The following is a 23,697-nucleotide window of genomic DNA, read 5'->3' on the forward strand; positions in this document are numbered from 1 at the left end:
CGGGGGAGCGGATGAGGGGCAAGCTCCGGGCCGATGACGGCGCGGCGACGGTCTTCGCATGTCTCGCACTCACCGCGCTCATCGCGGCGACGCTGATGATCGGGCAGGTCGGTGTGGTGGTTGTCACGCGACATCGGGCGCAAGCGGCCGCCGACTTGGCGGCGCTCGCGGCAGCCGCGGCATTAGCCGAGGGGATCGACGCAGGATGTGCAGCGGCGGCAGTGGTGGTGCGGCGGATGGCAGCGCGGATGGAAGAGTGCGAAGTCGCCGAGTGGGATGCGACTGTGATTGTTAACAGGAATGTACCAATGGGTCTGTTAGGAACCCACACGGTGCGCGCTGTCGCCCGAGCCGGGCCGGTTGAAATCTGAGAGAAACCTAAGTGTTGACTCGCACCCAGTCGTTGTCACGAGTAGCGGAAATCGGTAAATAGCCTGGCCAAATAATTTCAGACGGCACAATTGTCCGCAGGGGCGCGGATAAAGAAACGAACGAATGCGCATGTACGCAGGTGATGACGTGGCAATAGCGCAGTTAACCTGAATACATTCCTCTTTATTCGACTCGGGAGCCCGGACCGCGGTCCGCAACCGCCGCGCCCGGCTCCCAGGCAGATCGCCCCAGGTCAGGTAGACATTCGATCACACGTGGAGCTCGGTGCCGTCACGAACCGAACTCGGCGTCGTCACCGGACCGACAGCTCGGCCAGCACCACGGTGAGCAGGCGGGCCGCACCGGCCTTGTCGAGCGGGTGGTTCCCGTTCCCGCACTTGGGCGACTGGACGCACGATGGGCAGCCCGCGGCGCAGGCGCAGGACTCGATCACGGCGAGGGTCGCCGACAGCCAGCGCTGCAACTGGGCGTACCCGCGCTCGGCGAAGCCCGCACCGCCCGGCTGACCGTCGTAGACGAACACCGTCGGCAGCCCGGTATCCGGATGCTCGGCGATGGAGACCCCGCCGATATCCCACCGATCGCAGGTCGCCCCCAGCGGCAACAGCCCGATCGCCGCGTGCTCGGCGGCGTGCAGGGCACCGGGCACGTCCGCCGGGTCGATACCGGCCAGCGCCAACAACTCCGGGCGCACCGTATAAAGCACCGCCCTGGTGGGCAGCGTGTGCTCGGGCATGTCGAGTTCGACCAGGTCGAGCACCTCGCCGGTGACCAGCGTGCGCAGATACCCGACCACCTGACTGGTCACCCTGACCTGCGCCAACGCGGTGGTCACCTGGCCGTTGCGCCGCTCGTCGGTCAGCTCGTCGATGGCGATCGAGGTGACCGAACGGGCGCTGGTGGTCCACCCCGGTTCGGCGGCGTGCACGAACGCGACGCCGCCCTCGAGATCCAGCTCGTCGACCACGAAGGTCTCGCCCTGATGCAGGTGGACGGCGCCTTCATGCAGCGTCGCCGGCGCCCGTCCGGCATCGGCCGTGCCGAGCAAGCGCCCGGTCTCGCCGTCGACGATGGCCACCGGCGTACCGATGCCGCCGCGCACATCGACGGCGTCGTGCGGCTGCGTCTCCGCGGTGACGTGCCAGCGCCCCCGCTCCTCGGCGCCCGTGACCACGCGACGCCTGATCAATCCCTTCTCGGCGAGACCGGCCAGCACCTCACGCGCGCCGAGCTCGTCCACCTCGGCGTCGGTGAGCGGCAGCTCCAACGCCGCGCACAGCAACTGGGGACCCAGTACATAAGGATTGCGTGGGTCGGTGATGGTGGCCTCGACGGGCTTGTCCAGCAGCGCTTCCGGATGATGCACGAGGTAGGTATCCAGCGGATCATCCCTGGCCACCAGCATCACCAAGGACCCCTGGGTGCGCCTGCCCGCCCGGCCCGCCTGCTGCCAGAACGAGGCGACGGTGCCGGGAAAACCACAGATCACCACGGCATCGAGCCCGGCGATATCGACCCCGAGTTCGAGCGCATTGGTGGTGGCCGCGCCGAGCAGCGAACCGTCCGACAACGCCGTCTCCAGCTCGCGCCGATCCTCCGCGAGGTACCCGGCCCGATACGCGGCGATGCGCTCGGCGAGGTCCGGATCGACCTCGCTCAGCAACCGCCGCGCGTCCATTGCGGTGAGTTCGGCGGCGCGACGGGACCGCACGAAAGTCAGTGTCCGCGCGCCCTCGACCACCAGATCGGCCATGATCCGCGCGGCCTCGGTGGTGGCCGCCCGCCGCACCGGCGCACCATTTTCGCCGGTCACGGTGGTGAGCAGCGGCGGCTCCCACAGCGCGACGGTACGCGGACCCTGCGGTGACCCGTCTTCGGTGACTGCGACACACGGCGCCCCGATCAGCCGGGAGGCGGCGGCCGCGGGCTCCGCCGTGGTGGCCGAGCACAGCACGAACACCGGATCCGCGCCGTAGCGCGCGGCGATCCGCCGCAGCCTGCGCAGCACCAGCGCCACGTGCGAACCGAAAACTCCCCGGTAGGCATGGCATTCGTCGACCACGATGTAGCGCAGCCTGCGCAGCACCCGCGCCCAGCGCTGATGCGAGCGCAAGATGCCCAGATGCAGCATGTCGGGATTGGTGAAAACCCAGCGTGCGTTCGCCCGCACCCACTGCCTGATCTCGGCGGGAGTATCGCCGTCATAGGTTGCTGGATGAATATCGCGCAGCGGTCCCTCGTGCGTCAGCGCGCCGACGGCCCGCAGCTGATCCGCGCCGAGCGCTTTGGTGGGTGCCAGATAAATGGCAGTGGCGCGCGGGTCTTCGCGCAGTGCGGTCAATACGGGTAGCTGATATCCCATCGACTTGCCGGATGCTGTGCCGGTGCTGACCACCACGTGGGCGCCGCCGTACGCGAGGTCGGCGGTGCGGGTCTGATGACTCCACGGCGCGTCGACGCCGGTGTCCCGTAATGCCGAGATCACCTCCGGCGATGTCCAATCGGGCCAGGTGGTGAGCTCGGCGGCGCGGGCGGGTAGCTCGACGACGTGGGTCAACCGGGGCTCGTCGGCGGGCACTCCGACTAGGACACGATTCAGCAACGATGTCCCGTAGCTGAGGCCGTTAGGGGGTGCCGCGCGAGCGGTCGAGTCGGTCGGATTCATGCGGCGCGCGCCACGACACGCTCAGAAAGTGTGAAACGTGGACGGTTAGGAACGTCTACCTGCCAATTCGATACCAAATAGCGACCTGGGTCACAGGCCCTTTGCCATACGCGCACTCGGTTATCGGGAGGCAAACGAACCTCAAGTCTGGATTCCGGCATTGTGTCCCTCACCTGCGCATTCGCAAGATCAACTTTTTTGCAAATTGTCGGTAACTCGACTGTTGAATTGCTCGAAGACATGGTTCACTGGTTCCTGGTCGCAAGCTTCTGTGTTCGAGGGTCGGATCCAAAGTCCAAACCGTCAGCAGGATCGATGTTGCGAACGGTGTGCTTGGTGCTTTCCTGCAGGGGGAACCAACAGTACAGCGGTCGGAACGGGCCCGGTGGACGAACCCAGTTGTCCGCCGTTCCGGTAAGAAAAGAGAAGGAACAGAATGGCACAGGGAACTGTGAAGTGGTTCAACGCGGAGAAGGGGTTCGGCTTCATCGCGCCCGAGGACGGCTCCGCTGACGTCTTCGTCCACTACTCCGAAATTCAGGGGTCGGGCTTCCGCACCCTCGAAGAGAACCAGAAGGTCGAGTTCGAGGTCGGCCAGGGCACCAAGGGCCCGCAGGCCACCGGAGTTCGCGCGCTCAGCTGAGCGACGCAATCCAACACACTCGTCCCTCACCGCCGGTTAGCCGGAGGTGGGGGACGAGCTATATCCGGGGCAAAGACACACCCGGCGACTGAGGTCAGGAGCCTGTGAACACGCCGTGGCACAGCCGGGGCCTGAACACAAGGCATACTGAGTCGCAGTGACGCGCGTACGCTCTGTGGTTCAAGTCGCAAGCACTCGGCCACACGTAGCGTCAAGGTATAAACGTGTCTGGTGGCGACGCCCAGCCGTCGTCCCCGCTTGCCCCAGCCGCGCACAGCGCCGAAAAGCGCCCGCGCGGGTCGACAGGAAAGGTGTATTCGCCGGTGGCAACACGAGACCGCGGTGCAGCCGACCAGGGCCGTCCCCTGCGTCGTCTCGTGATCGTCGAGTCCCCAACCAAGGCCCGCAAGATAGCGCCCTATCTAGGCCGTAACTACACGGTCGAGGCTTCGGTCGGACATATCCGGGACCTGCCGCGTGGTGCGGCGGACGTTCCCGCCAAATACAAGGGCGAGTCCTGGGCCCGGCTCGGCGTCGACGTCGACCACGACTTCGAGGCCATCTATGTGGTGAGCCCCGATAAGAAGGCCAAGGTCGCCGAGCTCAAGAACCTGCTGAAGGACGCCGACGAGCTCTACCTCGCCACCGACCCCGACCGCGAGGGCGAGGCCATCGCCTGGCACCTGCTGGAGACGCTCAAGCCCAAGGTCCCGGTCCGGCGCATGGTGTTCCACGAGATCACCGAGCCCGCCATCCAGGCGGCCGCCGCCGACACCCGCGACCTGGACAACGACCTGGTCGACGCGCAGGAGACCCGCCGCATCCTGGACCGGCTGTACGGCTACGAGGTCAGCCCGGTGCTGTGGAAGAAGGTGATGCCGCGACTGTCGGCAGGCCGGGTGCAGTCTGTCGCCACCAGGGTGATCGTCCAGCGCGAGCGCGAGCGCATGGCTTTCCGTTCCGCCGAATACTGGGACATCGCCGCGAAACTCGACGCGGGCCTGGGCGAAGACGGTGACACCAGCAATCCGCGGACCTTCGGGGCGCGGCTGGTCAGTGTCGCCGGTGCGCGCGTCGCGAGCGGTCGTGACTTCGGCTCGGACGGTCAGCTCAAGACCGCCTCCGGGGTCGTCGTGCTGGACGAGGGTTACGCGCGCCGCTTGGCGCAGGCCCTCGACGGCGCCGACCTGGTCGTCTCGTCCGCGGAGGCCAAGCCGTACAGCCGCAAGCCGTACCCGCCGTTCATGACCTCGACGCTGCAGCAGGAGGCCGGGCGCAAACTGCGCTTCAACTCCGAGCGCACGATGCGGGTCGCGCAGCGACTGTACGAAAACGGCTACATCACCTACATGCGTACCGACTCGACCACGCTGTCGGAGTCGGCCATCGCCGCGGCCAGATCGCAGGCGACCCAGCTGTACGGCGCCGAGTACGTGCATCCCACCCCGCGCCAATACACCCGCAAGGTAAAGAACGCGCAGGAAGCACACGAGGCGATCCGCCCGGCCGGCGACACCTTCGCCACCCCCGGACAGTTGCACGCGCGACTGGACAACGACGAGTTCCGGCTCTACGAGATGATCTGGCAGCGCACGGTTGCCTCGCAGATGGCCGACGCCAGGGGCACCACGCTGACGCTGCGCATCACCGGCGTCGCGACGACCGGCGAGGAATGCGTGTTCTCGGCCTCGGGCCGCACCATCACCTTCGCCGGCTTCCTCAAGGCTTACGTGGAGAGTGTGGACGAGGAGGCGGGCGGTCAATCCGACGACGCCGAGTCCAGGCTGCCCGCGCTCGACGAGGGTCAGGGCGTCACCGCGGTCGAGCTGAATCCCGATGGGCACAGCACGAATCCGCCCGCCAGATACACCGAAGCCTCGCTGATCAAGACGCTCGAAGAGCTGGGCATCGGCCGCCCGTCGACGTACGCGTCGATCATCAAGACGATTCTCGACCGCGGCTATGTGTACAAGCGCGGTAGCGCGCTGGTGCCGTCATGGGTGGCGTTCGCCGTGATCGGGCTGCTGGAAGAACATTTCGGCAGACTGGTCGATTTCGACTTCACCGCGGGCATGGAGGACGACCTCGATGCCATCGCCGGTGGTCGCGAACAGCGCGGAAGTTGGTTGTCCAGCTTCTATTTCGGCGGCGAGACCGGCGTCGAGGGTTCGGTCGCGCGCTCCGGCGGACTGAAGAAGATGGTCGGCGAGCGGCTCGACGACATCGACGCGCGAGAGATCAACTCCATCAAGCTGTTTGCCGACGAAGAGGGACGCGACGTCGTCGTCCGGGTCGGCCGGTACGGTCCGTACCTGGAGCGGATGGTCACCAATCCCGATGACCCCGAAGGTGATTCGATCTCGCAGCGGGCCAACCTGCCCGACGATCTGCCGCCGGACGAGCTGACCCGCGAGGTCGCCGAGAAGTTGTTCTCGACCCCGCAGGAGGGGCGCTCGCTGGGCACGGATCCGGCGACCGGGCACGAAATCGTCGCCAAGGAAGGACGTTTCGGCCCGTACGTCACCGAGGTGCTGCCCGAACCCGCCGCGGCGGAAACGACGGCACCCGCCAAGAAAACGGCGAAGAAGGCGACCGCGCCCAAGCCGCGCACCGGTTCGCTGTTCAAGTCGATGGACCTGGCGACGGTCACCCTCGACGACGCGCTCAAGCTGCTGTCGTTGCCCAGGGTGGTCGGCAAGGACCCGGCCTCCGGTGAGGAGATCACCGCGCAGAACGGTCGCTACGGCCCATATCTGAAGAAGGGCACCGACTCTCGTTCGCTCACCAGCGAGGATCAGATCTTCGACGTGACGCTCGAGGAGGCGCTGAAGATCTACGCCGAGCCGAAGCGGCGCGGCAGGCAGGCCTCCGCCGCGGCGCCGCTGCGTGAACTGGGCAACGACTCGGCCTCCGGTCAGCCGATGGTGATCAAGGACGGTCGTTTCGGTCCGTACGTCACCGACGGTGAGACCAACGCGACGCTGCGCAAGGGCGACGAGATCGAGTCGATCACCCCGGAGCGGGCGATGGAGTTGCTCGCCGACCGCCGGGCCCGTGGACCGGTGAAGAAGAAGGCTGCGGCCAAGAAGGCGCCTGCGAAGAAGACCGCAGCCAAGAAGACGGCCGCCAAGAAGGCAACTGCCGCCAAATCGACGACCACCAAGACGGTCGCCAAGAAGACCGCGGCGAAGAAGGCAGCGGCGAAGAAGACCGGCGTCGGTAATTCCTGAGCTCGCGGGTCGTGCCGACCGTAATCTACGGTGCGAAGTGCACGACCCGCGAAAGGATTGCCCATGGCCGACCAGGAACGCGAAGAGCTGATCAGCATCCTCGCCGACCAGCGAGAACTGTTCCGCATCACGGTGCGCGGCATCGACGACGAACAAGCGCGCAAACGCACCACCGCCAGCGAACTGACCCTCGGCGGGCTGCTGCACCACCTGATCAGCTGTGAACGTCACTGGACCACCGTGCTCACCGAGCGTGACGAGAACGCCCAGCTCGACGTCTCGCGAATGGCGGGCGAGTACCTGATGGCCGAGGGCGAGACCGTCGCAGGTTTGCTCGCCGAATGGGACGAGGTCGCGGCGGCCACAGCGGAGCTGATCCGCACGGTGGACAGCCTGGACACCTCGGTCCCGACCCCGACCGCCCCGTGGTCGCCGGAGCGTGAGTGGTGGACGGTGCGCTACACGCTGCTGCACATCTTTCGCGAGATCGCGCACCACTCCGGGCACGCCGACATCATCCGCGAGGAACTCGACGGCGCGAACACCACCTACTCGCGGATCTCCTGAGCTCTGTGCTCAGCCGGCGTTATTTGCCCAGCACCCTGAGGAATTCACGCATCCACGCGGGGTGATCGGGCCAGGCGCGGCCGGTGACGATGTTCTCGTCCACATAAGCCTCGCTGTCCACGAACTTGGCCCCGGCTGCCTCGATGTCCGGGGCCAAGGCCGGGTAGGCGCTGCACGAGCGGCCGACCAAAACCCCTGCGGCAGCGAGGATCAGCGGTCCGTGGCACAGCGCGGCGATGGGCTTGCCCGCCTCCGCGAAGTGCCGCGCAAGGCGCTGGCAGTCCGGGTTGTTGCGCAGATACTCCGGTGCCCGGCCGCCCGGCACGACCAACGCGTCGTAACCGGACGGGTCTACGTCGGCGAACGCGACATCGGCAGGCCAGCTGTGCCCGAGCTTCTCGGTGTAGGTGTCGAAACCGTCTACGAAGTCGTGCACCACGAACTGGAGTTTCTTGACGGCGGGGGCCGCGATGTCCACCTCGTGGCCCTCTTCGAGCAGGCGCTGATACGGATACATGACCTCGAGGTCTTCGGCCGCATCGCCGGTGATCAACAGAATTTTCACGGTGATTACACCTCCCTCTCGAGGATCCGCCCGGCCCGCGACAGAAGCAATACCGGTCCGCGCGTCGCACCGAGCCGACCCCGCGATCGGTGTCGGTGCGGGCGGCTAGGGTGTACGGCGTGGCAGGTGTCTTCGATCGGTTGGTCGGCCAGGATGCGGTCGAGTCCGCACTGACGGCCGCCTCGGTCGCGGCTCGCGCCGAGGTGGTGCAGGGCGCGATGACGCACTCGTGGCTGTTCACCGGGCCGCCCGGATCGGGCAGATCCGTTGCGGCACTGTGCTTCGCGGCGGCGCTGCAATGCACCGACCCCGGCTCGCCGGGCTGCGGCCGCTGCCATGCCTGCACCACCACCATGGCCGGCACGCACGGCGACGTGCGCCGGGTGATCCCGGAGGGCCTGAGCATCAGCACCAAGGAGATGCGCGAGATCGTGCAGATCGCCTCGCGCAGGCCCAGCACCGGGCGCTGGCAGGTGGTCGTCATCGAGGACGCCGACCGATTGACCGAGGCCGCGGGCAACGTGCTGCTGAAAGTGGTCGAGGAGCCGCCGGACCGGACGGTGTTCCTGCTGTGCGCGCCCTCGGTCGACCCCGAGGACATCTCGGTGACCCTGCGTTCCCGCTGCAGGCATGTGCACCTGGTCACGCCGTCGGTGCCCGCCATCGCGCAGGTGCTGCGCGACCGCGACAAACTCGACGAGAAGACCGCGAACTGGGCCGCCTCGATCAGCGGCGGACACGTCGGCCGGGCCCGGCGCCTGGCCACCGACGAAGAAGCACGGGCCCGCCGCCAGCGGGCGCTGGCCCTGGTCGGCGCCGCCTCGAAGCCCGGCGCCGCCTATGCCGCGGCCGATGAACTGGTCAAGGCCGCCGACGACGAAGCCAAACAGATGAGCGCCACCCGCGATGACCGCGAACGCGAAGAACTCGCCACCGCGATGGGCGCGGGCGGCACCGGTAAAGGTGCCGCAGGCGCCACCCGCGGTTCGGCCGGCGTACTGAAAGACCTGGAACGTCGGCAGAAGTCGCGCGCCACCCGCACCGGCCGCGACTCCCTCGACCGCGCCCTCATCGACGTGGCCGGGGTCTACCGCGACGCCCTCGCCGTGCGCTTCGGCGCCGCCCGCAACGGCTCCGGCGTCGCCCTCACCCACCCCGACATGTCCGACCAGATCCACGACCTGGCCCGACGCGTCCGCCCCGAGGGCCTGCTGAAATCCATCGACGCCGTCCTGGCCTGCCGCGAAGCCCTGGACCTCAACGTCAAACCCCGCTTCGCCCTGGCCGCCCTGGCCGCCGCCCTGATGGCCGCCCAAACCACCTGACCCCGACCGGTCCGCCCCGGTGACCACCCGTTTTCGCGTTCCACCCCCCGAGACGATAGACTCGCCACGCCGAAAGGCACGCCGCCTTAGCTCAGTCGGTAGAGCGCTTCACTCGTAATGAAAAGGTCGCGAGTTCGATTCTCGCAGGCGGCTCCATATTCCCAGGTAGGGGCCGATTTCGGCTCTTTACCAGAGTTCAACCTATCTGGCTGAACTCCCAACTAAGTCCCAAGAAAGTCGCTGAACGCGTCTCTGATCAGGCGGGATTGCTCACCGCGCGGTTCAAGGCATCCGCCGCTGCGTGATGGACCCGACCACGGGCCATGTAGCGCCGCTGTGTCATCGCAGGATCAACGTGTCCGAGCACATCCGCTGTCACGCGCGCCGACAGGCCAGCGTCATCCAGAATCGTCGCCACGGCCCCACGGAAACTGTGTCCGGTCACGTCGTCGGGGATGCCGAGGGCTTCCCGGACCCGCTGCCATTCGTGCCCCACGTTCTGCGGATCACGCAGGCCCCATACCGCAGACGGGAACACCAGGTCGAGCACATCCTTACCCTTGGGCCTGGAAGCCAGCTTCCGGGCCGCCAGATCCTTCCGCCGTCGCTTCAACATCTCCACCGCGAACTCCGGCAAGGCAATAGCACCTGTCCGATTCTTCGGATCGTCATCGCTCACAACGCGTACCAAGCCCTCACCCTTGACCCGCACGACCTTTCCCGAGGTGCGAAGCGTTCGATGCTCCAAGTCGATGTCCGACCACAACAACCCGGCCGCCTGGCTCCGACGCAGGCCGGTACCGGCGAGCAGCGTCACCCAGTCCGCCAGGTCAGCACTCTCGCAGTACTCCGCGACTGTGGGAGGGGTATACGCCTTCACCGGAGTCTTGCGGTTCCGCTCGGCCCTCGAAAGCTTTCGCGGACAGGCAACTTCCGACGTACGTACCGCCGCCAGGATGAAGCGCAGCTCATCGACGGTGATGTCTCGTGAACCGCCTGTGCGGCCCTTCGCCTCGATATTCTGAGCCAGCTTGGACTCACGAACCGGGTTCACACTCAGCGCGTCTTTGCGCACCGCGTAGCGGAACATCCCCGACAAGACGATGCGCCCGGTTCGCATCGTGCCCGGTCCCTTGGCCTCGCCCAAGTCCTTGAGGAACGCCTCGATGGAGGAGGTCGTCACTTCCAGCAGTCGCCGACCGCCGAACGCTGTGTCGAACATCTCAGCCACCAGGTCGTAGCGCTCGACCGTTGCCGACACCCGCCCCTGTTCGACCAGGTAAATGCGGTACAGAGCCCAGAGTTGCCGAACACTTGTCGCCTCCGACAACTCGCCCCCGACATCGACCCGGATCGCGTTCGCCGCATCAAGTACCGCATCCGTTGCGCGAGAACCGTTGCGGTCGGGGATCTTTCGTCCCTGTGCATCGCGTTTCATCGGCGACACTCGTGCCAGATCGCGCCGTTTGCCGGATGCATCACGCACCAACACCCGAGCTTGCCAACGCCCTGGGGACAGCTCGGTGAGCATCACGCCGCCCGCAACACCGATCGGGCGCGGAGGCCGACCGGTCCTCATACTGCCGCCAGTGTGGTCAGTCTTCGCGTGCCTCCAGCGCTGCGTCCAGTGCATTCAAGTCCCACCGGAAGTCCTTTCCCACTCGCTTCGGTTTCGGTAGCCACGGGTACTTGTCACGGTCTCGGTTCCAACGCCGGAGCACTTCGGGATTTACGCGGATGTGCGCGGCGGCCTCCGTGGTCTTCGCCCACCTGCGAACGGGCCAGGTAGGTTGGCTCTCAGCTGACATCAGTAGCTCCTGAGTGGTCAAGATCTGAAACGTTGCTGTCGGTTTGCTCGATGGCAACAGTTGACCCAGTGCGAGTTGCCGAACTTCGGCCGTCTCGGTCGGGGTGCTGCGCGGCGTACAGGGCTCGGTCGTGCTCGGCCCGCCAGGTGATCCGTTGGCTGATCGCGGTCAGCCGGAGCTTCGCGCGTGAGGGTGTGCGGGTGCCGGGTGAGATCGTGGCCCACACGTAGCTGCGGGGATCTTGAGCGGGTTTGTCGATGCCGACTGCCGCGAGGCTGCGGCGGACGAATTCGATGCGGTCGGCTTTGCGGCCGTCCAGGGACTTGCCGGTCCATTGCTCAGAGGCGAGTACTCGGTTGCCGGGCAGTGCGAGGTTTTCGCGGCTGTGCACGCGTGCTTTGCGCACTCCCGGAACGGTTTTCGCTGTCGCGCCCTTGGGAATGACGTCGTAGAGCTGCCAGGTAGCGCGCCGCGGACTACATGGTGTGCGGCACAGGGCGACGTGCAACCGGTCGTAGTGGTCTTGCTGGCGTGCGGTGCGCGCGGACAGGACTTCGGTTACTGAGTTCATCAGGTACTTGCACAGGTAGCCGATGACCTTGTCGACCGCAGGGACGGTTGCTTCTCGCCGCCGTCGGTTGCCGCGTCCTCTGTTGTCGGACCGTCCGGCGGTGCCGACGCTTTACGATCGTCGGCTGGGATGTCGGGTCCGCTCGAGCGCGCTACACCGGTCCCGTTGGTGTGTGCGCGAGGGTTCCTGTGGGGTGACATGGCGGTTCTCTTCTCCGACCGACCCGTCCACCTGATTCTCCCGAGTCCAGTATGCCTGAAGCTCGACAGTGCCCGAGTGCCCCGGATTTGCGCCTGGGCTCCCGCTCGTCGTGCGGGCCGCGCCCGTTGGTCGCGTGCCCCGCGCGGTCCGGCGCGCCGGGTCCACCGGACTCACTTCTCTACCCCCGCCGACAATGTGCTCACCCAGCACGCATCGCTACCACCGACTCCACACCCCTTCACTCCATCTGCTGTATGCCTCACCCGCGCACTCATTCTCACGCCCGCTTCTCATACCCCATCCCCGTATCGCCCCGCTCTCAACAATCAGACATCTTGCATCTCGGAGTGATATTGCCTCGAAAATCGTTGTTCTCAGCTATTTTTAAGGGTTGGCCTCTTGAATTACGAAGTGTAGTAGGCGCTTCATGGAGGCATGGTCGCGACGATGCACAAAGTCGCCGTAGGCAACGGCTACCAGTACTACCTGCGAAACACCGCCGCCAACGACACCAGCGCGCGCGGGCGCGCCTCACTGGCCGAGTACTACAACGAACACGGTGAAGCCCCCGGAACCTGGCGCGGCACCGGACTTTCCGCCCTCGGTATCGACCCAGGTACAGAGGTCACCGAGGAGCAGATGCGGAATCTGTTCGGCGAAGGGATCCACCCCGACGCCGAACAGGTCCGCGCACGCGCCCTCGCCCGCCACCGCGCCGCCGGTATGCCGCGCGCCCAGGCCGCCCGGATGGCTGAGAAGGCAACCAGACTCGGCAACCGCTACCCGGTCTACTCCTCCACGTCGGGCTACCGCGCTGCCAAGGCCCAGGCATACCGCGACTACAACATCAGCGTCGGCGCGTGCGCCACCGCGCCCATCCCCGAGGCCGTCCGCGCTCGTATCGGCACCCGAGTCGCCACCGACATGTTCACCGGCGAGTACGGACGCCTCCCGCTCGATGCCCGCGAGTTGTCGGGGTGGGTGGTCAAGACCTCCCGCCCCGACCGCACAGCGGTCGCGGGATACGACTTCACGTTCAGTCCGGTCAAGAGTGTGTCGGCGTTGTGGGCGATCGCCTCACCATCGTTGGCGGAGATGATCGCGACCGCGCACCGGCACGCGGTCACCGATGCGCTGACCTGGCTGGAATCGGAGGCGTTGTTCACCCGGTTGGGGCGCAACGGTATTCGCCAAGTCCAGGTGCAAGGCGTGATCGCCGCGACGTTCGACCACCGCGACTCCCGCGCGTCCGATCCCGACCTGCACACCCACGTGCTGATCGCCAACCGCGTACGCAACGCCGAGGGCAAGTGGCGCACCATCGACGGCACCACCATCCACGAGGCAGTGGTGACGGTCTCCGAAATCTATGACACCCGCCTCGAACACCACCTCGAAACCGCGCTCGGTCTGCGGTTCGCCGACCGCCTCGACCGCGACCGCGAGCAGGTTCGTATCCGTGAGATCGTCGGCGTGCCACTGCCGCTGATCCACCTGTGGTCACGGCGCGGGGCCGCGATCACCGATCGGCTCGAAACTCTCTCTGCCGCATGGCAGGCCGCGTTCGGACGGCAACCCGAACCTGGCGAAGTACACCGACTAGCCCAACGCGCGACCCTGGAAACCCGACCCTGCAAACACCTTCCGGGTTCACGCACCCAACAACGCGCGAACTGGCGCGACGAAGCCGCCGAGCTGCTCGGCGGCTCTGCCGCCATCGACGGCATCATCGGCCGTGTCCTGTCGGTCCCGCCGGTCGCGCGTCCGGCACCGGATGGCGCGTTCGTCGCCCGCGTCAGCGAGCAGGCGTTGTCGGCGCTGTCGGACAAGCGTGCGACCTGGCGTGAGTTCAATCTGCGGGCCGAGGTCGAACGCCAACTCCGAGGCAACGTGGCTCCCGCGGACTACTCCCGCGTCGTTGCCGAGGTCTGCGCGCATGCGCTCGCGCCGACATCGGCTCTCGCGCGCGGTGATCCGGACGTGACCGAACACCCTGACCTGCGTGCGGTCCCGGCATGGTTGCGCCGCGAGGATGGCACCCCGCTCCATACCCGCGCGAACTCCCAGATCTACACCACCGCGTCCACATTGGCCGCTGAAGCCGAACTCATCGCCCTGGCGGTCGAACCCGGCGGGCGCATCCTGGACCCCGGACATGTCGCCGTCGCGGTCAGCGATTACAACGCCGCGCACCCGGACCAGCGGCTGAACCCTGGGCAGGTCCGCGTCATCGAATCCTTCGCCGCTGCCGGGATGCGCGTGCACACCGCCAACGCCCCGGCCGGGACCGGCAAGACCACTGCGATGGCCGTGCTGTCCACCGCGTGGAGATCGGCCGGCGGGGGCGTGCTGGGCCTGGCCTTCACTGCCGACGCCGCGTCGGTTCTGGGTCAGGAGATCGGTGCCCGCGCCGAAACCGTCGACAAACTTCTCTACGTCCTCGACAGCCACCGCCCCGCCGCCCTTACCGGTGACCGTCTGCCTCACCTGCCGCAATGGGTCCTCGACATCGATGACACCACCCTGGTCATCATCGATGAACACATCACGGTGCCGACCTCCAAACGTCTGCACCTGTTGCGGTATCTGACCAGCCGGGGCGCGACCGTGCGATGCCTGGGCGATGACCACCAGCTCCCGGCCATCGATGCCGGTGGCGCCGCCGCCGACATGGCCCACGCCGCACCAGCCCAGCCGGTCACCCTCACTGAGGTGGTGCGCTTCGCCAGTCGTGGGGAAGCGTTGGCCTCCAAGGGAATACGCACCGGCGATCCGCTCGCATTGGCTTGGTATCTCGACCACGGCCGCATTCACGCGGGACATTTGGGCAGCGTCTACGAAGACACCTACCTTGGCTGGGCCGCCGACACCGCGACCGGCTTGCACGCGGTGATGCTGGCACCGACCCGCGACATCGTGACCGCCCTGAACATGCGTGCCCGCGCCGAGCGGCTCGCCCGCACCGCTACACCCTCCGGTCCCGATATCGCACTCGCCGATGGGCTGGTGGCCTCGGTCGGTGACACTGTGCGCACCCGCCGCAACGACCCCCGCCTACGCATCAGCGAACACGATTGGGTGCGCAACGGCTACACCTGGACCATCCGCCAAGTCCACCCCGACGGCGCACTGACCCTCACTCGACGCGTCCACGGCCGAGACACCACTGCCGTCGTGCGCCTGCCTGCGGAGTACGTGAGCCAACACCTGCATTTGGGTTACGCCGCCACCATCGATTCCGCCCAAGGCATCACCGCCGACACCTGCCACGTCGCCCTGTCCGGGCGCGAAACACGACAACAGTTCTATGTGGCGATGACACGCGGACGCCAGGCGAACCACGCCTACCTCGTCACCGCCATGGGCGGCGAGGAAGGCGACATCTACACAATGCCCGCCCACTACCCCCGCACCGCTACCGAACACCTGCACCACATCCTCGACCGCGACGGCAAAGCAATCTCCGCTCACACCGAACTGCGCGATGCTCTCGACCCTGCACGCCGCATCGGCCGTGCCGTGGACATCTACCTCGACACCCTGGCCATGACCGCCGAAAACGCTTGCGGCCCAGCACGACTCGACATCATCGACCGCACCGCCGAGCAGCTCCTGCCAGGGCTGACCGACAGCCCCGCCTATCCCGTCCTGCGTCAGCACCTGGCGATACTCGCCCTCGCCGGAGGCGATCCGATTACCGCGCTGCGCACCGCGATCACCGCCCGTGAACTCGACACCGCCACCGACCCCGCCGCCGTGCTGGACTGGCGAATCGACCCCACCGGCCAACATTCGGCCGGACCCGGCCCACTCCCATGGACACCCGGACTACCCACCAATACCCCCGACACCCTCGACCCCGACACCGTCGCGCCCGTGCGAGCTCGCCAGCAGATCGTGACCGAACTCGCCACCCGGATCAGCGACACCGCTCAAGCATGGACCCCGGCCACCGCCCCCAGATGGGCGCGAAACCTCCTCGCCGACCCCGAACTCCTTGCCGACCTCGCCATCTGGCGTGCCGGACTCCACATCCCCGACACCGAACACCGCCCCACCGGACCGAACCGGCACACCGCCATCGAACGCGACTACCAGCAACAACTCCAACGCCGCATCCTCGACAACGACGGCAATACCAAACTATCCCAACATGTTTGGGCCGCCATGGTTGACCGCATCGACCCCCGCATCACCACCGACCCGACTTGGCCGATCATCGCCACCCACGTCGACGCCGCCGCCCGAGCCGGAATCGACATCGAACACCAACTCGCCCAAGCCGCACAGCAGCGACCGCTGCCCGACGAGATGCCCGCCGCCGCACTCTGGGCACGCCTGGAAATCGACGAAAACCACATCACCACCCACCAACCCGGCCTACACCCGGACAACCACACCCAGCGCGAACATACCGACCCCCAACTCCGCAACCCTGACTTGGCCGGGCAGGAAATTGCAGACGCCATCCATGCCGCCGACCTCGGCCACCACGCCGAGTACACCGACGACTACAACGCCGACCAGCACGCTCCCCACCAGTCCGAACCCGACACGGGACACGACATCGACTGGTAAACCTGCCCGGCCGCCGATGGCATACCCGCCGTGGGTGCGCAATCTGTGTAAGCCCCGCCGCGATGACGACATTGGCACAAACCCGGAACCATGGAGAGCCAGCGAGCACATTGCCCGCCTGCACCTCCGGCCACTAACCACCAGCAGGGTGGGCACCGCGGAGTACTCGATTGTCGAGCTTTACATCCCGTTCGAGCTGCTATGGGCTCCGTACCCGTTTGCGGAAGTTTCCCGGATCAGGTCCCCAGCGAGGGATAGGTGTCTCGGAACGCTTCGCGGACGGTGATCGCGTCGGCGGCGTCGCGGTCCTCGATCCCGGAGACCACTTCGGACACACGCCAGTAGTTCGATGGAACCAAGCGGCCTGAGGTGACGGCCGTGAGCGCGACATTCGCCGCCTCGTCCGGCTTGTCGGCCGCGACCAGGGCCAGCCCCAAGTCCAAGTTGGCCGAGGCGATTCGGCGAGGCCGGGCTATCGCAGCGTCCATGAGGTCGGCAAGTACGTGCCGGGCGTAGGACTCCGCTGCCGGGTCGCCGAGCCACGCCAGTGTGGTGGCTACGTAGGCATCCGACTTCGCGGGGTCGTAGCGAAAGTGGTGCTCTGGTCGATCGGGAGCATTCAGTCCGGACACCAGCCTGGCTACCCGCCGCAACGCGCCGTAGGTGCCCTTGCTGTCGCCTAGCCGTGCCAGCGCGCGTCCCTCTTGGGCAGTCGCTTGGATGAACGCCGAACTGTCCTCCGGGGCAAGGGTCTGTGCCGCGCGGGACAGTTCGGCCGCCGCTGCGAACTTGCCATTGGTCAACTGTTGCCATGCCCGCGTTTCCAGGCACCATGCTGCGATCTCCGGGTGTCCGGCCTCGTCCGCCAACTTCCATGCGAGGTGCCCGCGTGCCGCAGCAGCGGATGATTCGCCCAAGTCGATATGACATGTGCTCGCCAGCAGTGAGAGCCAGCCGACCGTGATGAGTAACCGGCGGTGCTGTGGCAACGTCTTGCGGCTGTCCATCAAGCGTCCGGCGTAGCCGAGATGCTGCCGTATGCGGAGGAGTAATTCGCTCGGAGGAGTTGTCGGGTACGCCGCAGCCAAGTCGTCGACAGACAACTCCAAACGGTCGAGGGTGTCTCCACCTAGATCCGACGCCGCTACCCGATGGACCCATTCCGCCGCTGCCTGTTCCCCATCGGCAGGTTCGACGAACAGCGCCGAGCCAAGCCCCAGCGCGTCAGAGTAGGCACTGACATGCTCGGGATAGATCGGGCGCTGGCCAGTCTCTAGTAGGCCAAGGTAGGGCTTGCTGTAATGCGTGCGAGCTGACAGCGCCGAGAGACTCAACCCGGCGGCCTCACGCGCAGCACGGAGCTGGGCACCGGTGGGGATAGTGGCGTCAGACTCCACAGCCCCAGACTAACTGCCGCTGGGGAGCTTGTAGACGCATGTAGACGCGAACCTGCGCATTCCCAGGCATTCGCGGTGGTTGTCTGAATTGGTGCCCGGTAGGTGCCTCGAGTCGGCCCGAGTCACCCTCACCCTTCCAAACCGCTAGGGGCCGGGCCACCTAATCCACTCCATGCGAGCAGGGGGCCTAAAGCCGATGAAGAACATTTCATTTGGGGATACACCAGTCTCTCGATGCGTCTACTACCGCCTGGTGTGTGGACTGGCCGCCAACATCGACCCGCCCGGCTCCGGACGCATCATCTTCCTTGCCGGGAGTTGCGGCGCGCTGACTATGCCGGGAACGTTGGGAAGTGTTCTGCGGCAACACATGCAGCGCCACGGGGTAGCGGTCGGTCCGATCGTGGCACACGTCGGCTCGAACCGATGGTCGTTCCTGATTCGTCCTGATGTGCCCGATGACGACACGCGGGTGTTCAACGACTTGTTCCGGCTGAACGTGATGATCGTTCGTCAGGGGGCGATCCCGTTGCCGTCGCCGACAGCAGAACCCGGAGGCGGCAGCAGGCGATGGATTGAACTACCTTGCAACACCTTTCGGCCCTCGGGTCGGGTTGTAGTGGAATCGATACTGGCGTGTACCGGTATCAATCGCGATCCGCGATCGATGGCGGTGCATCGTGGCTGATCGGCACGAACTCAGCAAGACTCAGCTGTTGGTCATGCGTGCGATGGACGATGGCCGGGCACACGATATCGATGACCTGGCAGCTGATTTGGGACGTTCGAGCCGCGTCGTCGCGCGGACAATGACCTGGCTTCAACAAGAGGGCTACGTGCAGGTCGCGCGGTCGTGGCGACTGGCACCGGTCGCCCATCGAGAGTTGGCCTCCCTCGATATCGAATCCGGCACCAACGCGGAGGTATCGAGGTGAGCACGCACCGGTCCCCGCATCCCGAAGAACCCGACGTGCACCTACGCGTCATGCTGGCAGGTGAACCGCTGGACTTCGCCGCGTGCCTTACCTCTGCGTTTTGCTTTCTCCAGGAGCAGCGTCAGAAGCCGTACTTCGATGCGGTAGACGTAGTTCCCGGCGGCACTGAGGGTTTGGCGCGTTTGCCGAACGAACGTCTCTGGGAGGGGCCATGAGCGAATATGAAGATGCTCAATGCGAATTCCGTCGTGCCGTGGCGGCGTGGAACGAAGCAGGAGAACCGCAGAGTGGGCCGTTGATGGACCAACTCAACGCGGCGCGTGAACGACTCGTGCAGGCGCAGCCGCCGGAAGAACCCCGGAAGCTGCGATCTTGACGTGGAATACTGGCCTGTTCCGGCCATGACGAGAGAGGCAGACATGGGTGACGACGAACAGCTGACGATGGATCTCGGCGTCGAGCGGACCGAGTGGGGTAAATGGGTCGACCCTGAACGCCGTCGAGCGCAGGCCCAGAAATTCATGGACTACGCGGGCATTCATGAAATTCCTTCGGAGCCGTGGCCCGAAGACTCGCCGGAGGTCAAACGGCTTGATCCGATTGTCGCGGAATTGTTCCCCGACCTGGCTACCGCGATGGGTCCCGAGAACGCCGACATGGCCGACGCGTTTATTTGTTTCATGGGTGAATGCTTTATCAGGTTCGCCGGTGCTGAGTGGATCGAATACGAGTGGCCGGGTGAAGAGTTCACATTCTATCCGCAGGTAAATCCAGCTCTCAAGTTCGATACGTACGACGAGGATGAAATCACGGCGTGGTATCTGATGAAGAGCATGATCGGACATCCCGATGGGATGTTTTCGGATCTGGCAGAAACGATCCGCGAGTACGCGGGTTACCACATCGAGAAGCGCGACGGCGAAGCCTAGTCGTCATGGGCCACTGACAGGCCAGCGTCTATAACCAGCAGTTCCAGTGCACCGGGGGGTGTGGCTTCGCGATGGACGGATACGACAGGGACCGAGACCCGTACTCGAATAACGACAGGGGCAGGATATTCGAGAACGGTACCTATGAGCACTACCACCTGCGCGAGAAAGGGTACGTTCAACAGTCGCAGGTTTTCAGAGTCCCTGGAATAGGTAATGTCGTCTTCGACAAGATAGCGAACGATCAGGGCAAGATTCTGGCCGACGAAGACAAGTCGGGCAGGTTGGATAGCAAGAAGGACGAGAAGCAGCTAGCGGTCGTATATGAGCTGCTCAGGACGGGCAGGATTGACCACTACACCTTGCGTACGGTGGAGCGGGAGCTTATTTCCGAACGGTGTCAGGAGTTGATAGACAAAATACGCCGAGATTTTCCGGAAAAGTCTACACATCTGATCATTGACCGAGAAACCGCCCGTGAAATATGGGCTAAAGGACTTGCCATCGAACGCGGGCAGGGGCAGCAGCTCGAATTAGATAAGGTCCGCGAGAAAGCGCGCGAGGGCAAGGCGCAGGCGCTCCAAAACGCCAGAGACAAGCAAGCGGCACTCGCCAAGGCTCGTGAAGCACGAGAGAAGTTCCGCGCCATGCAAGCGTTCCGAGAGTCTGCCGCTCGCGGTAGAGCAGACGCTCCGCGACACGTTCAAGCTGAACGGGCACAGCAGGCCGAACTACGAGCCGAGCGGGCTAAAACCCTTGAAACACGGGAGACTGAGCGTGATCGGGTTACCCGTGATGCTGCCGAGAAGGCTGTAAGGGAATTTCAGGGCCGACTACAGAGCGGCCCTGAACCGTCCTCAGACAAAGCACCCGAAAAGACCACTCCGGGCCGAGAGTCACCCGAAGCAGCTAAAGCCGCTCTGATCGAACAAGTGGCACGTGACGCCGCCCGTCTCGCGGCGCGAGAGTTCCCATTCCCGGTACCTGATAAGCCCAGAGAGCAACAAGCCGTCGACGTTGGGGAACGGTCTCCGCCGGAGGCGGCCGACGCTGCCAGGACGGAACGTGAAGCGGCAGCCGAACGTGAAGCTGCCGATAAAGCTCGCGAGACAGCTGCACAGCGAGAAGCCGAAGCGCGAGAGGCCGCGCGGACGCGGGCCGAGTTGGACCAGGCACGGGACGCGGCGTATCGCGAGATGCTTAATCAAGCTCAGGTGCCAGAGCATGTCCGGCTAGGGCTGTCGCACGCACAGGCACCGCAGGCGGCTGTACAGACTCCTCCCGGACAGGCACCCAGCGTCGAACGAGGCGGTACCGGGCAGGGCAAAGACCCACGCACACCCGAGATCGGCCCACGCAGCCAGTGAAGGCCGTCCTGGAATCTCCAGACCCCTGGGCGAGTTCGAGGAATGGGTCGAGCCCAACCCCCGACTGCGGCGGTGGAGACGAAACCCGGTTACCCGCCCCGTGTTGAACGGGGCGGTACCGGGCAATGGCAGGGCCGCGACCGAGGACAAACACGCGACCGTTGATCCTGTAGCCGGGAGCTGCCCTAGTCGATCCGCGCCAAGGGTGAATTACTTGGCGTCGACTGCCTCGTCCCAACACTTATTGACTGCATCGACATAATTGGGCCCGTCCTCGTGGCTTGCTTCTTGGGCACACTGTTCCCATGTGAAGACGATTTTACCCACTTCCTTACGCTCCTTAGCCTTCAGCTCATGATATTCGCCGAAAACACAGGTCGCGATTTTAGTGTGACGGTCGCCAGAATTGGGCACGCCCGCGTAATTATCCACACAGTTCCGTTCAGTTTCTGTCATTTTTTTGAGCACGGCGCTGTCGACAGGTTTCGCGTTTGCCGAACCGGCGGTTGACACGCATGCCAGCGTTGCGCCGACGACAGCGAACGAGGCAAGAACGAGCTTGCAAGTTGGATGTGACATGGCTTCTCCTGTCTGGGGCGCTTACTCGACGAGGCGGCACGCTCAACCGCGTCGTGCGAGACGGACATCGCGTATTCGTAACGGTGGCGATTCCGGATGGGAGTTGTCAGGCGACCGAAGGCCGCCGCGGAACCGATAACGTGTTGTGCAGTTACTTCCGACAAGACGACCTGAACTGCTGCGATGCCGCAGCCGGCCTCGGTCAGGCTATCGATTCGTTACCCGCAGGGCACAGCTCCGCGGACTAGGTAACGGAAGCCTGAAACCCGTACAGGACCGGGCAGCCGCATTACGTGCCGGTCTAGGAACCCGGGGTGAGGGTTGTCCCCCTGGGGTACTGGACGCTCACCCTGATCAGCAGACCTGAGCCAACCCGTCACGGCCACAGTCGGATTCAGCCGACGCTGAGACGGAGGCACTTGTGCCGACACGGAGCCGAGTCTCACCCTGGCAGGCCCGGAGCCTGCACCTGCTGCCCGGCGCTGCCCCCTGCCCAGCCAGGGAGCACGCTCCCGCGTCCCTGCCNGGACATGCCGTGATGGGGGCAGGCGTGAGGTCCGGCATACGAGCTCTAGTACAGTCTCGTGGGCTGGGAGATGTGTATAGGGGGCGGGGAGATGTGTATAAGGGACGGGGGGAGGGGCGTACCCCCACCCCGGCGGCACGTGTAGCCCGGGGGGAGACAGGCCGGTATGCCTGAGGGCAGGCCATGACGGGTAGGACGGGGTGTACCCCCACCATGCCCGTTGGCCGAGTCTCGTTGCGGTGTCTCATAAACGATCGTTTTTGAGACGAGCGATTGCCGAGTCTTGACACTCATGTCCGGTTTCGGACCGCTCCACCCCGGTACTACGCGCCAGGGGTGCCGCCGGTCGCGTCGCAAACGGGCGGACGCATGGTCAGATTCGCGAAAAGTGTTGTGCTGCAGTCTTTGATGGACCAACTAGGTAGATGAAGAGAGTTTGGGAGCCCCCGGAAGTGAGAAGAAAGGGAAGAGGAAACCGGAAACCCAATTAGAGAACTTGCCGAATTCGCTTCTACTGGATCAAGAGCGGCGCGCATGCGCGCCGCCCAGGGTGCCCGCCCTCCGTTGCGTTCGGGCAGCACCCTGGCGCGTAACCAGGATGGGGACTGAAGCGGTGCGCTCAGCCTTCGCCTGGCCAGCTGTCGCACCGCTGACCGATGATCGCCGAACCGTCGTAACGGGCTGCCGCACCCCTTCGGGGTTTGCCTCTCAGCCCCGTTGCTGATCGATAGCTGGCGTCAGAAGGGCGCGGCGAGTTGCTGATCTGACACGCCGACGGATTGGCCCGGCCAGCCCCAACTAAGTCCCAACTAAGTCGGCGGACGTAGTCCGTGTTCGAATGAACATTCGATCGTCGAGAGTCGTTCATAGTAGATGTATCCCCAGCTAGAGGCATACTTCATGCAATACGGGATGGTCCAGGGTTGTCCGTGGTAGTCGTCGTTTTCGGTAATGAAAAGGTCGCGAGTTCGATTCTCGCAGGCGGCTCCACAAAAGGTCCCTGACATGCACGTCGTGTGTCAGAGGCCTTTATTACTGGTCGAACCCGTCACTTGCTGTAGTAGACAGTGATCGAGGGCCAGTTTCCTTCCGCCGTGACCTCGTTGTGCAGGATCAGATCCGCGACGGTCACCTGGCCGAGTTCCTCAATCGTCGACGCTACGGAACGCAGCAGAGCCGACACATCTGCTTGGCCCGGGCCGACCGGGTTGGCTTGGGAGAAGTGCAGCGTCGTGTATTCGGTGGATGTCATGGTTGGTTCCCTCTGGTTCGACTCAACTGCTACTTGCGTAGGCGCTGATGACCACCTCGGTGGCGGAGACAGTCGTAGCACGCTGGCGACGTCTGTCGTTGGACCGCCGCCAAGCCGCAACGCAGGTTGTGCCGATCGCAGTGCGCTATCGATACGCCTTCTGAGC

17 protein-coding genes, 1 tRNA gene and 2 pseudogenes are annotated in these 23,697 nt (G+C 65.2%); 12 read left to right on the top strand and 8 right to left on the bottom strand.

Going from position 1 to position 23,697, the window contains the following annotated elements:
- The first annotated feature begins 11 nt into the window (after positions 1-11).
- Positions 12-371: an Rv3654c family TadE-like protein gene (locus tag DBO33_RS03765; RefSeq protein ID WP_107653788.1), complete on the top strand. Its 360-nt coding sequence runs from the start codon at positions 12-14 to the stop codon at positions 369-371.
- Positions 372-685: 314 nt separating this feature from the next.
- Here the strand turns inward: DBO33_RS03765 and DBO33_RS03770 are convergent, their stop codons facing one another.
- Complete coding sequence (locus DBO33_RS03770) at positions 686-3,058, bottom strand: DEAD/DEAH box helicase (protein ID WP_107653789.1); 2,373 nt, start codon at positions 3,056-3,058, stop codon at positions 686-688.
- A 436-nt stretch (positions 3,059-3,494) separates the two neighbouring features.
- Between DBO33_RS03770 and DBO33_RS03775 the strand changes: the two genes are divergently transcribed.
- The 3 genes from DBO33_RS03775 to DBO33_RS03785 all read left to right on the top strand — a co-directional run bounded on the left by DBO33_RS03775 (position 3,495) and on the right by DBO33_RS03785 (position 7,498).
- Positions 3,495-3,701 (top strand): cold-shock protein, encoded by a 207-nt coding sequence (locus DBO33_RS03775; RefSeq protein ID WP_011206895.1) that lies wholly within the window; start codon positions 3,495-3,497, stop codon positions 3,699-3,701.
- 323 nt (positions 3,702-4,024) lie between these two features.
- The gene (topA, locus tag DBO33_RS03780; RefSeq protein ID WP_107659952.1) at positions 4,025-6,931 is read left to right on the top strand and encodes a type I DNA topoisomerase; all 2,907 of its coding nucleotides are present in this window, start codon (positions 4,025-4,027) and stop codon (positions 6,929-6,931) included.
- 63 nt (positions 6,932-6,994) lie between these two features.
- Entirely contained in the window at positions 6,995-7,498 is a 504-nt protein-coding gene (locus DBO33_RS03785; RefSeq protein WP_107653790.1) for a DinB family protein, read from the top strand.
- Between the two features lie 19 nt (positions 7,499-7,517).
- Here the strand turns inward: DBO33_RS03785 and DBO33_RS03790 are convergent, their stop codons facing one another.
- Positions 7,518-8,063 (bottom strand): DJ-1/PfpI family protein, encoded by a 546-nt coding sequence (locus DBO33_RS03790; RefSeq protein WP_199856524.1) that lies wholly within the window; start codon positions 8,061-8,063, stop codon positions 7,518-7,520.
- A gap of 119 nt (positions 8,064-8,182) precedes the next feature.
- Here DBO33_RS03790 and DBO33_RS03795 point away from each other — a divergent pair, with 119 nt between their 5' ends.
- Together DBO33_RS03795 and DBO33_RS03800 are read left to right on the top strand one after the other, a co-directional pair.
- Entirely contained in the window at positions 8,183-9,388 is a 1,206-nt protein-coding gene (locus DBO33_RS03795) for a DNA polymerase III subunit delta' (RefSeq protein WP_107659953.1), read from the top strand.
- Between the two features lie 80 nt (positions 9,389-9,468).
- Positions 9,469-9,544: transfer RNA gene (locus tag DBO33_RS03800), tRNA-Thr, on the top strand.
- A 100-nt stretch (positions 9,545-9,644) separates the two neighbouring features.
- Here the strand turns inward: DBO33_RS03800 and DBO33_RS03805 are convergent.
- Together DBO33_RS03805 and DBO33_RS03810 are read right to left on the bottom strand one after the other, a co-directional pair.
- Positions 9,645-10,919, bottom strand: coding sequence for a tyrosine-type recombinase/integrase (locus DBO33_RS03805; RefSeq protein ID WP_199856525.1), 1,275 nt, complete (start codon positions 10,917-10,919; stop codon positions 9,645-9,647).
- A gap of 266 nt (positions 10,920-11,185) precedes the next feature.
- Positions 11,186-11,797: pseudogene (locus tag DBO33_RS03810) on the bottom strand (replication initiator); the annotation flags it as partial.
- Between the two features lie 618 nt (positions 11,798-12,415).
- On the opposite strand from DBO33_RS03810, the gene mobF reads away from it, so the two are divergent.
- Positions 12,416-16,546 carry a MobF family relaxase gene (gene mobF, locus DBO33_RS03815; RefSeq protein WP_159080109.1) on the top strand — a complete coding sequence of 1,377 codons (4,131 nt, stop codon included), beginning with the start codon at positions 12,416-12,418 and terminating at the stop codon, positions 16,544-16,546.
- A 236-nt stretch (positions 16,547-16,782) separates the two neighbouring features.
- Here the strand turns inward: mobF and DBO33_RS03820 are convergent, their stop codons facing one another.
- Positions 16,783-17,655 carry an XRE family transcriptional regulator gene (locus tag DBO33_RS03820; protein ID WP_234391473.1) on the bottom strand — a complete coding sequence of 291 codons (873 nt, stop codon included), beginning with the start codon at positions 17,653-17,655 and terminating at the stop codon, positions 16,783-16,785.
- Positions 17,656-17,760: 105 nt separating this feature from the next.
- Positions 17,761-17,943, bottom strand: a pseudogene (locus DBO33_RS43820) (helix-turn-helix domain-containing protein); the annotation flags it as partial.
- 196 nt (positions 17,944-18,139) lie between these two features.
- On the opposite strand from DBO33_RS43820, the gene DBO33_RS03825 reads away from it, so the two are divergent.
- From DBO33_RS03825 to DBO33_RS42560, 5 genes are all read left to right on the top strand, one after another.
- Positions 18,140-18,631 carry a DNA-directed RNA polymerase subunit beta gene (locus DBO33_RS03825; protein ID WP_107653793.1) on the top strand — a complete coding sequence of 164 codons (492 nt, stop codon included), beginning with the start codon at positions 18,140-18,142 and terminating at the stop codon, positions 18,629-18,631.
- Positions 18,624-18,878, top strand: a complete 255-nt coding sequence (locus DBO33_RS03830) for a hypothetical protein (RefSeq protein WP_107653794.1) — start codon at positions 18,624-18,626, stop codon at positions 18,876-18,878. Before DBO33_RS03825 ends, DBO33_RS03830 begins: the two co-directional genes overlap by 8 nt.
- Positions 18,879-19,089: 211 nt before the next feature.
- Complete coding sequence (locus DBO33_RS42555) at positions 19,090-19,254, top strand: hypothetical protein (protein WP_159080110.1); 165 nt, start codon at positions 19,090-19,092, stop codon at positions 19,252-19,254.
- A gap of 43 nt (positions 19,255-19,297) precedes the next feature.
- Complete coding sequence (locus DBO33_RS03840) at positions 19,298-19,807, top strand: hypothetical protein (protein ID WP_107653796.1); 510 nt, start codon at positions 19,298-19,300, stop codon at positions 19,805-19,807.
- Between the two features lie 71 nt (positions 19,808-19,878).
- Positions 19,879-21,174 (top strand): hypothetical protein, encoded by a 1,296-nt coding sequence (locus tag DBO33_RS42560; RefSeq protein WP_159080111.1) that lies wholly within the window; start codon positions 19,879-19,881, stop codon positions 21,172-21,174.
- A 210-nt stretch (positions 21,175-21,384) separates the two neighbouring features.
- Here the strand turns inward: DBO33_RS42560 and DBO33_RS42565 are convergent, their stop codons facing one another.
- Complete coding sequence (locus DBO33_RS42565) at positions 21,385-21,753, bottom strand: hypothetical protein (RefSeq protein ID WP_159080112.1); 369 nt, start codon at positions 21,751-21,753, stop codon at positions 21,385-21,387.
- A 1,574-nt stretch (positions 21,754-23,327) separates the two neighbouring features.
- The gene (locus DBO33_RS03850) at positions 23,328-23,531 is read right to left on the bottom strand and encodes a hypothetical protein (protein ID WP_107653798.1); all 204 of its coding nucleotides are present in this window, start codon (positions 23,529-23,531) and stop codon (positions 23,328-23,330) included.
- Positions 23,532-23,697: the final 166 nt, after the last annotated feature.

The organism is Nocardia suismassiliense, from assembly GCF_900269665.1.
In the GTDB taxonomy this organism is placed as follows: domain Bacteria; phylum Actinomycetota; class Actinomycetes; order Mycobacteriales; family Mycobacteriaceae; genus Nocardia; species Nocardia suismassiliense.

Excerpts from the sequence above, each read along its gene's own strand:
- DBO33_RS03765 (WP_107653788.1), top strand. The coding sequence starts at position 12 with ATGAGGGGCAAGCTCCGGGCCGATGACGGCGCGGCGACGGTCTTCGCA.
- DBO33_RS03770 (WP_107653789.1), bottom strand. The coding sequence starts at position 3,058 with ATGAATCCGACCGACTCGACCGCTCGCGCGGCACCCCCTAACGGCCTC.
- DBO33_RS03775 (WP_011206895.1), top strand. The coding sequence starts at position 3,495 with ATGGCACAGGGAACTGTGAAGTGGTTCAACGCGGAGAAGGGGTTCGGC.
- DBO33_RS03785 (WP_107653790.1), top strand. The coding sequence starts at position 6,995 with ATGGCCGACCAGGAACGCGAAGAGCTGATCAGCATCCTCGCCGACCAG.
- DBO33_RS03805 (WP_199856525.1), bottom strand. The coding sequence starts at position 10,919 with ATGCTCACCGAGCTGTCCCCAGGGCGTTGGCAAGCTCGGGTGTTGGTG.
- mobF (WP_159080109.1), top strand. The coding sequence starts at position 12,416 with ATGCACAAAGTCGCCGTAGGCAACGGCTACCAGTACTACCTGCGAAAC.
- DBO33_RS03825 (WP_107653793.1), top strand. The coding sequence starts at position 18,140 with ATGAAGAACATTTCATTTGGGGATACACCAGTCTCTCGATGCGTCTAC.
- DBO33_RS42555 (WP_159080110.1), top strand. The coding sequence starts at position 19,090 with ATGAGCGAATATGAAGATGCTCAATGCGAATTCCGTCGTGCCGTGGCG.
- DBO33_RS03840 (WP_107653796.1), top strand. The coding sequence starts at position 19,298 with ATGGGTGACGACGAACAGCTGACGATGGATCTCGGCGTCGAGCGGACC.
- DBO33_RS42560 (WP_159080111.1), top strand. The coding sequence starts at position 19,879 with ATGGACGGATACGACAGGGACCGAGACCCGTACTCGAATAACGACAGG.
- DBO33_RS42565 (WP_159080112.1), bottom strand. The coding sequence starts at position 21,753 with ATGTCACATCCAACTTGCAAGCTCGTTCTTGCCTCGTTCGCTGTCGTC.
- DBO33_RS03850 (WP_107653798.1), bottom strand. The coding sequence starts at position 23,531 with ATGACATCCACCGAATACACGACGCTGCACTTCTCCCAAGCCAACCCG.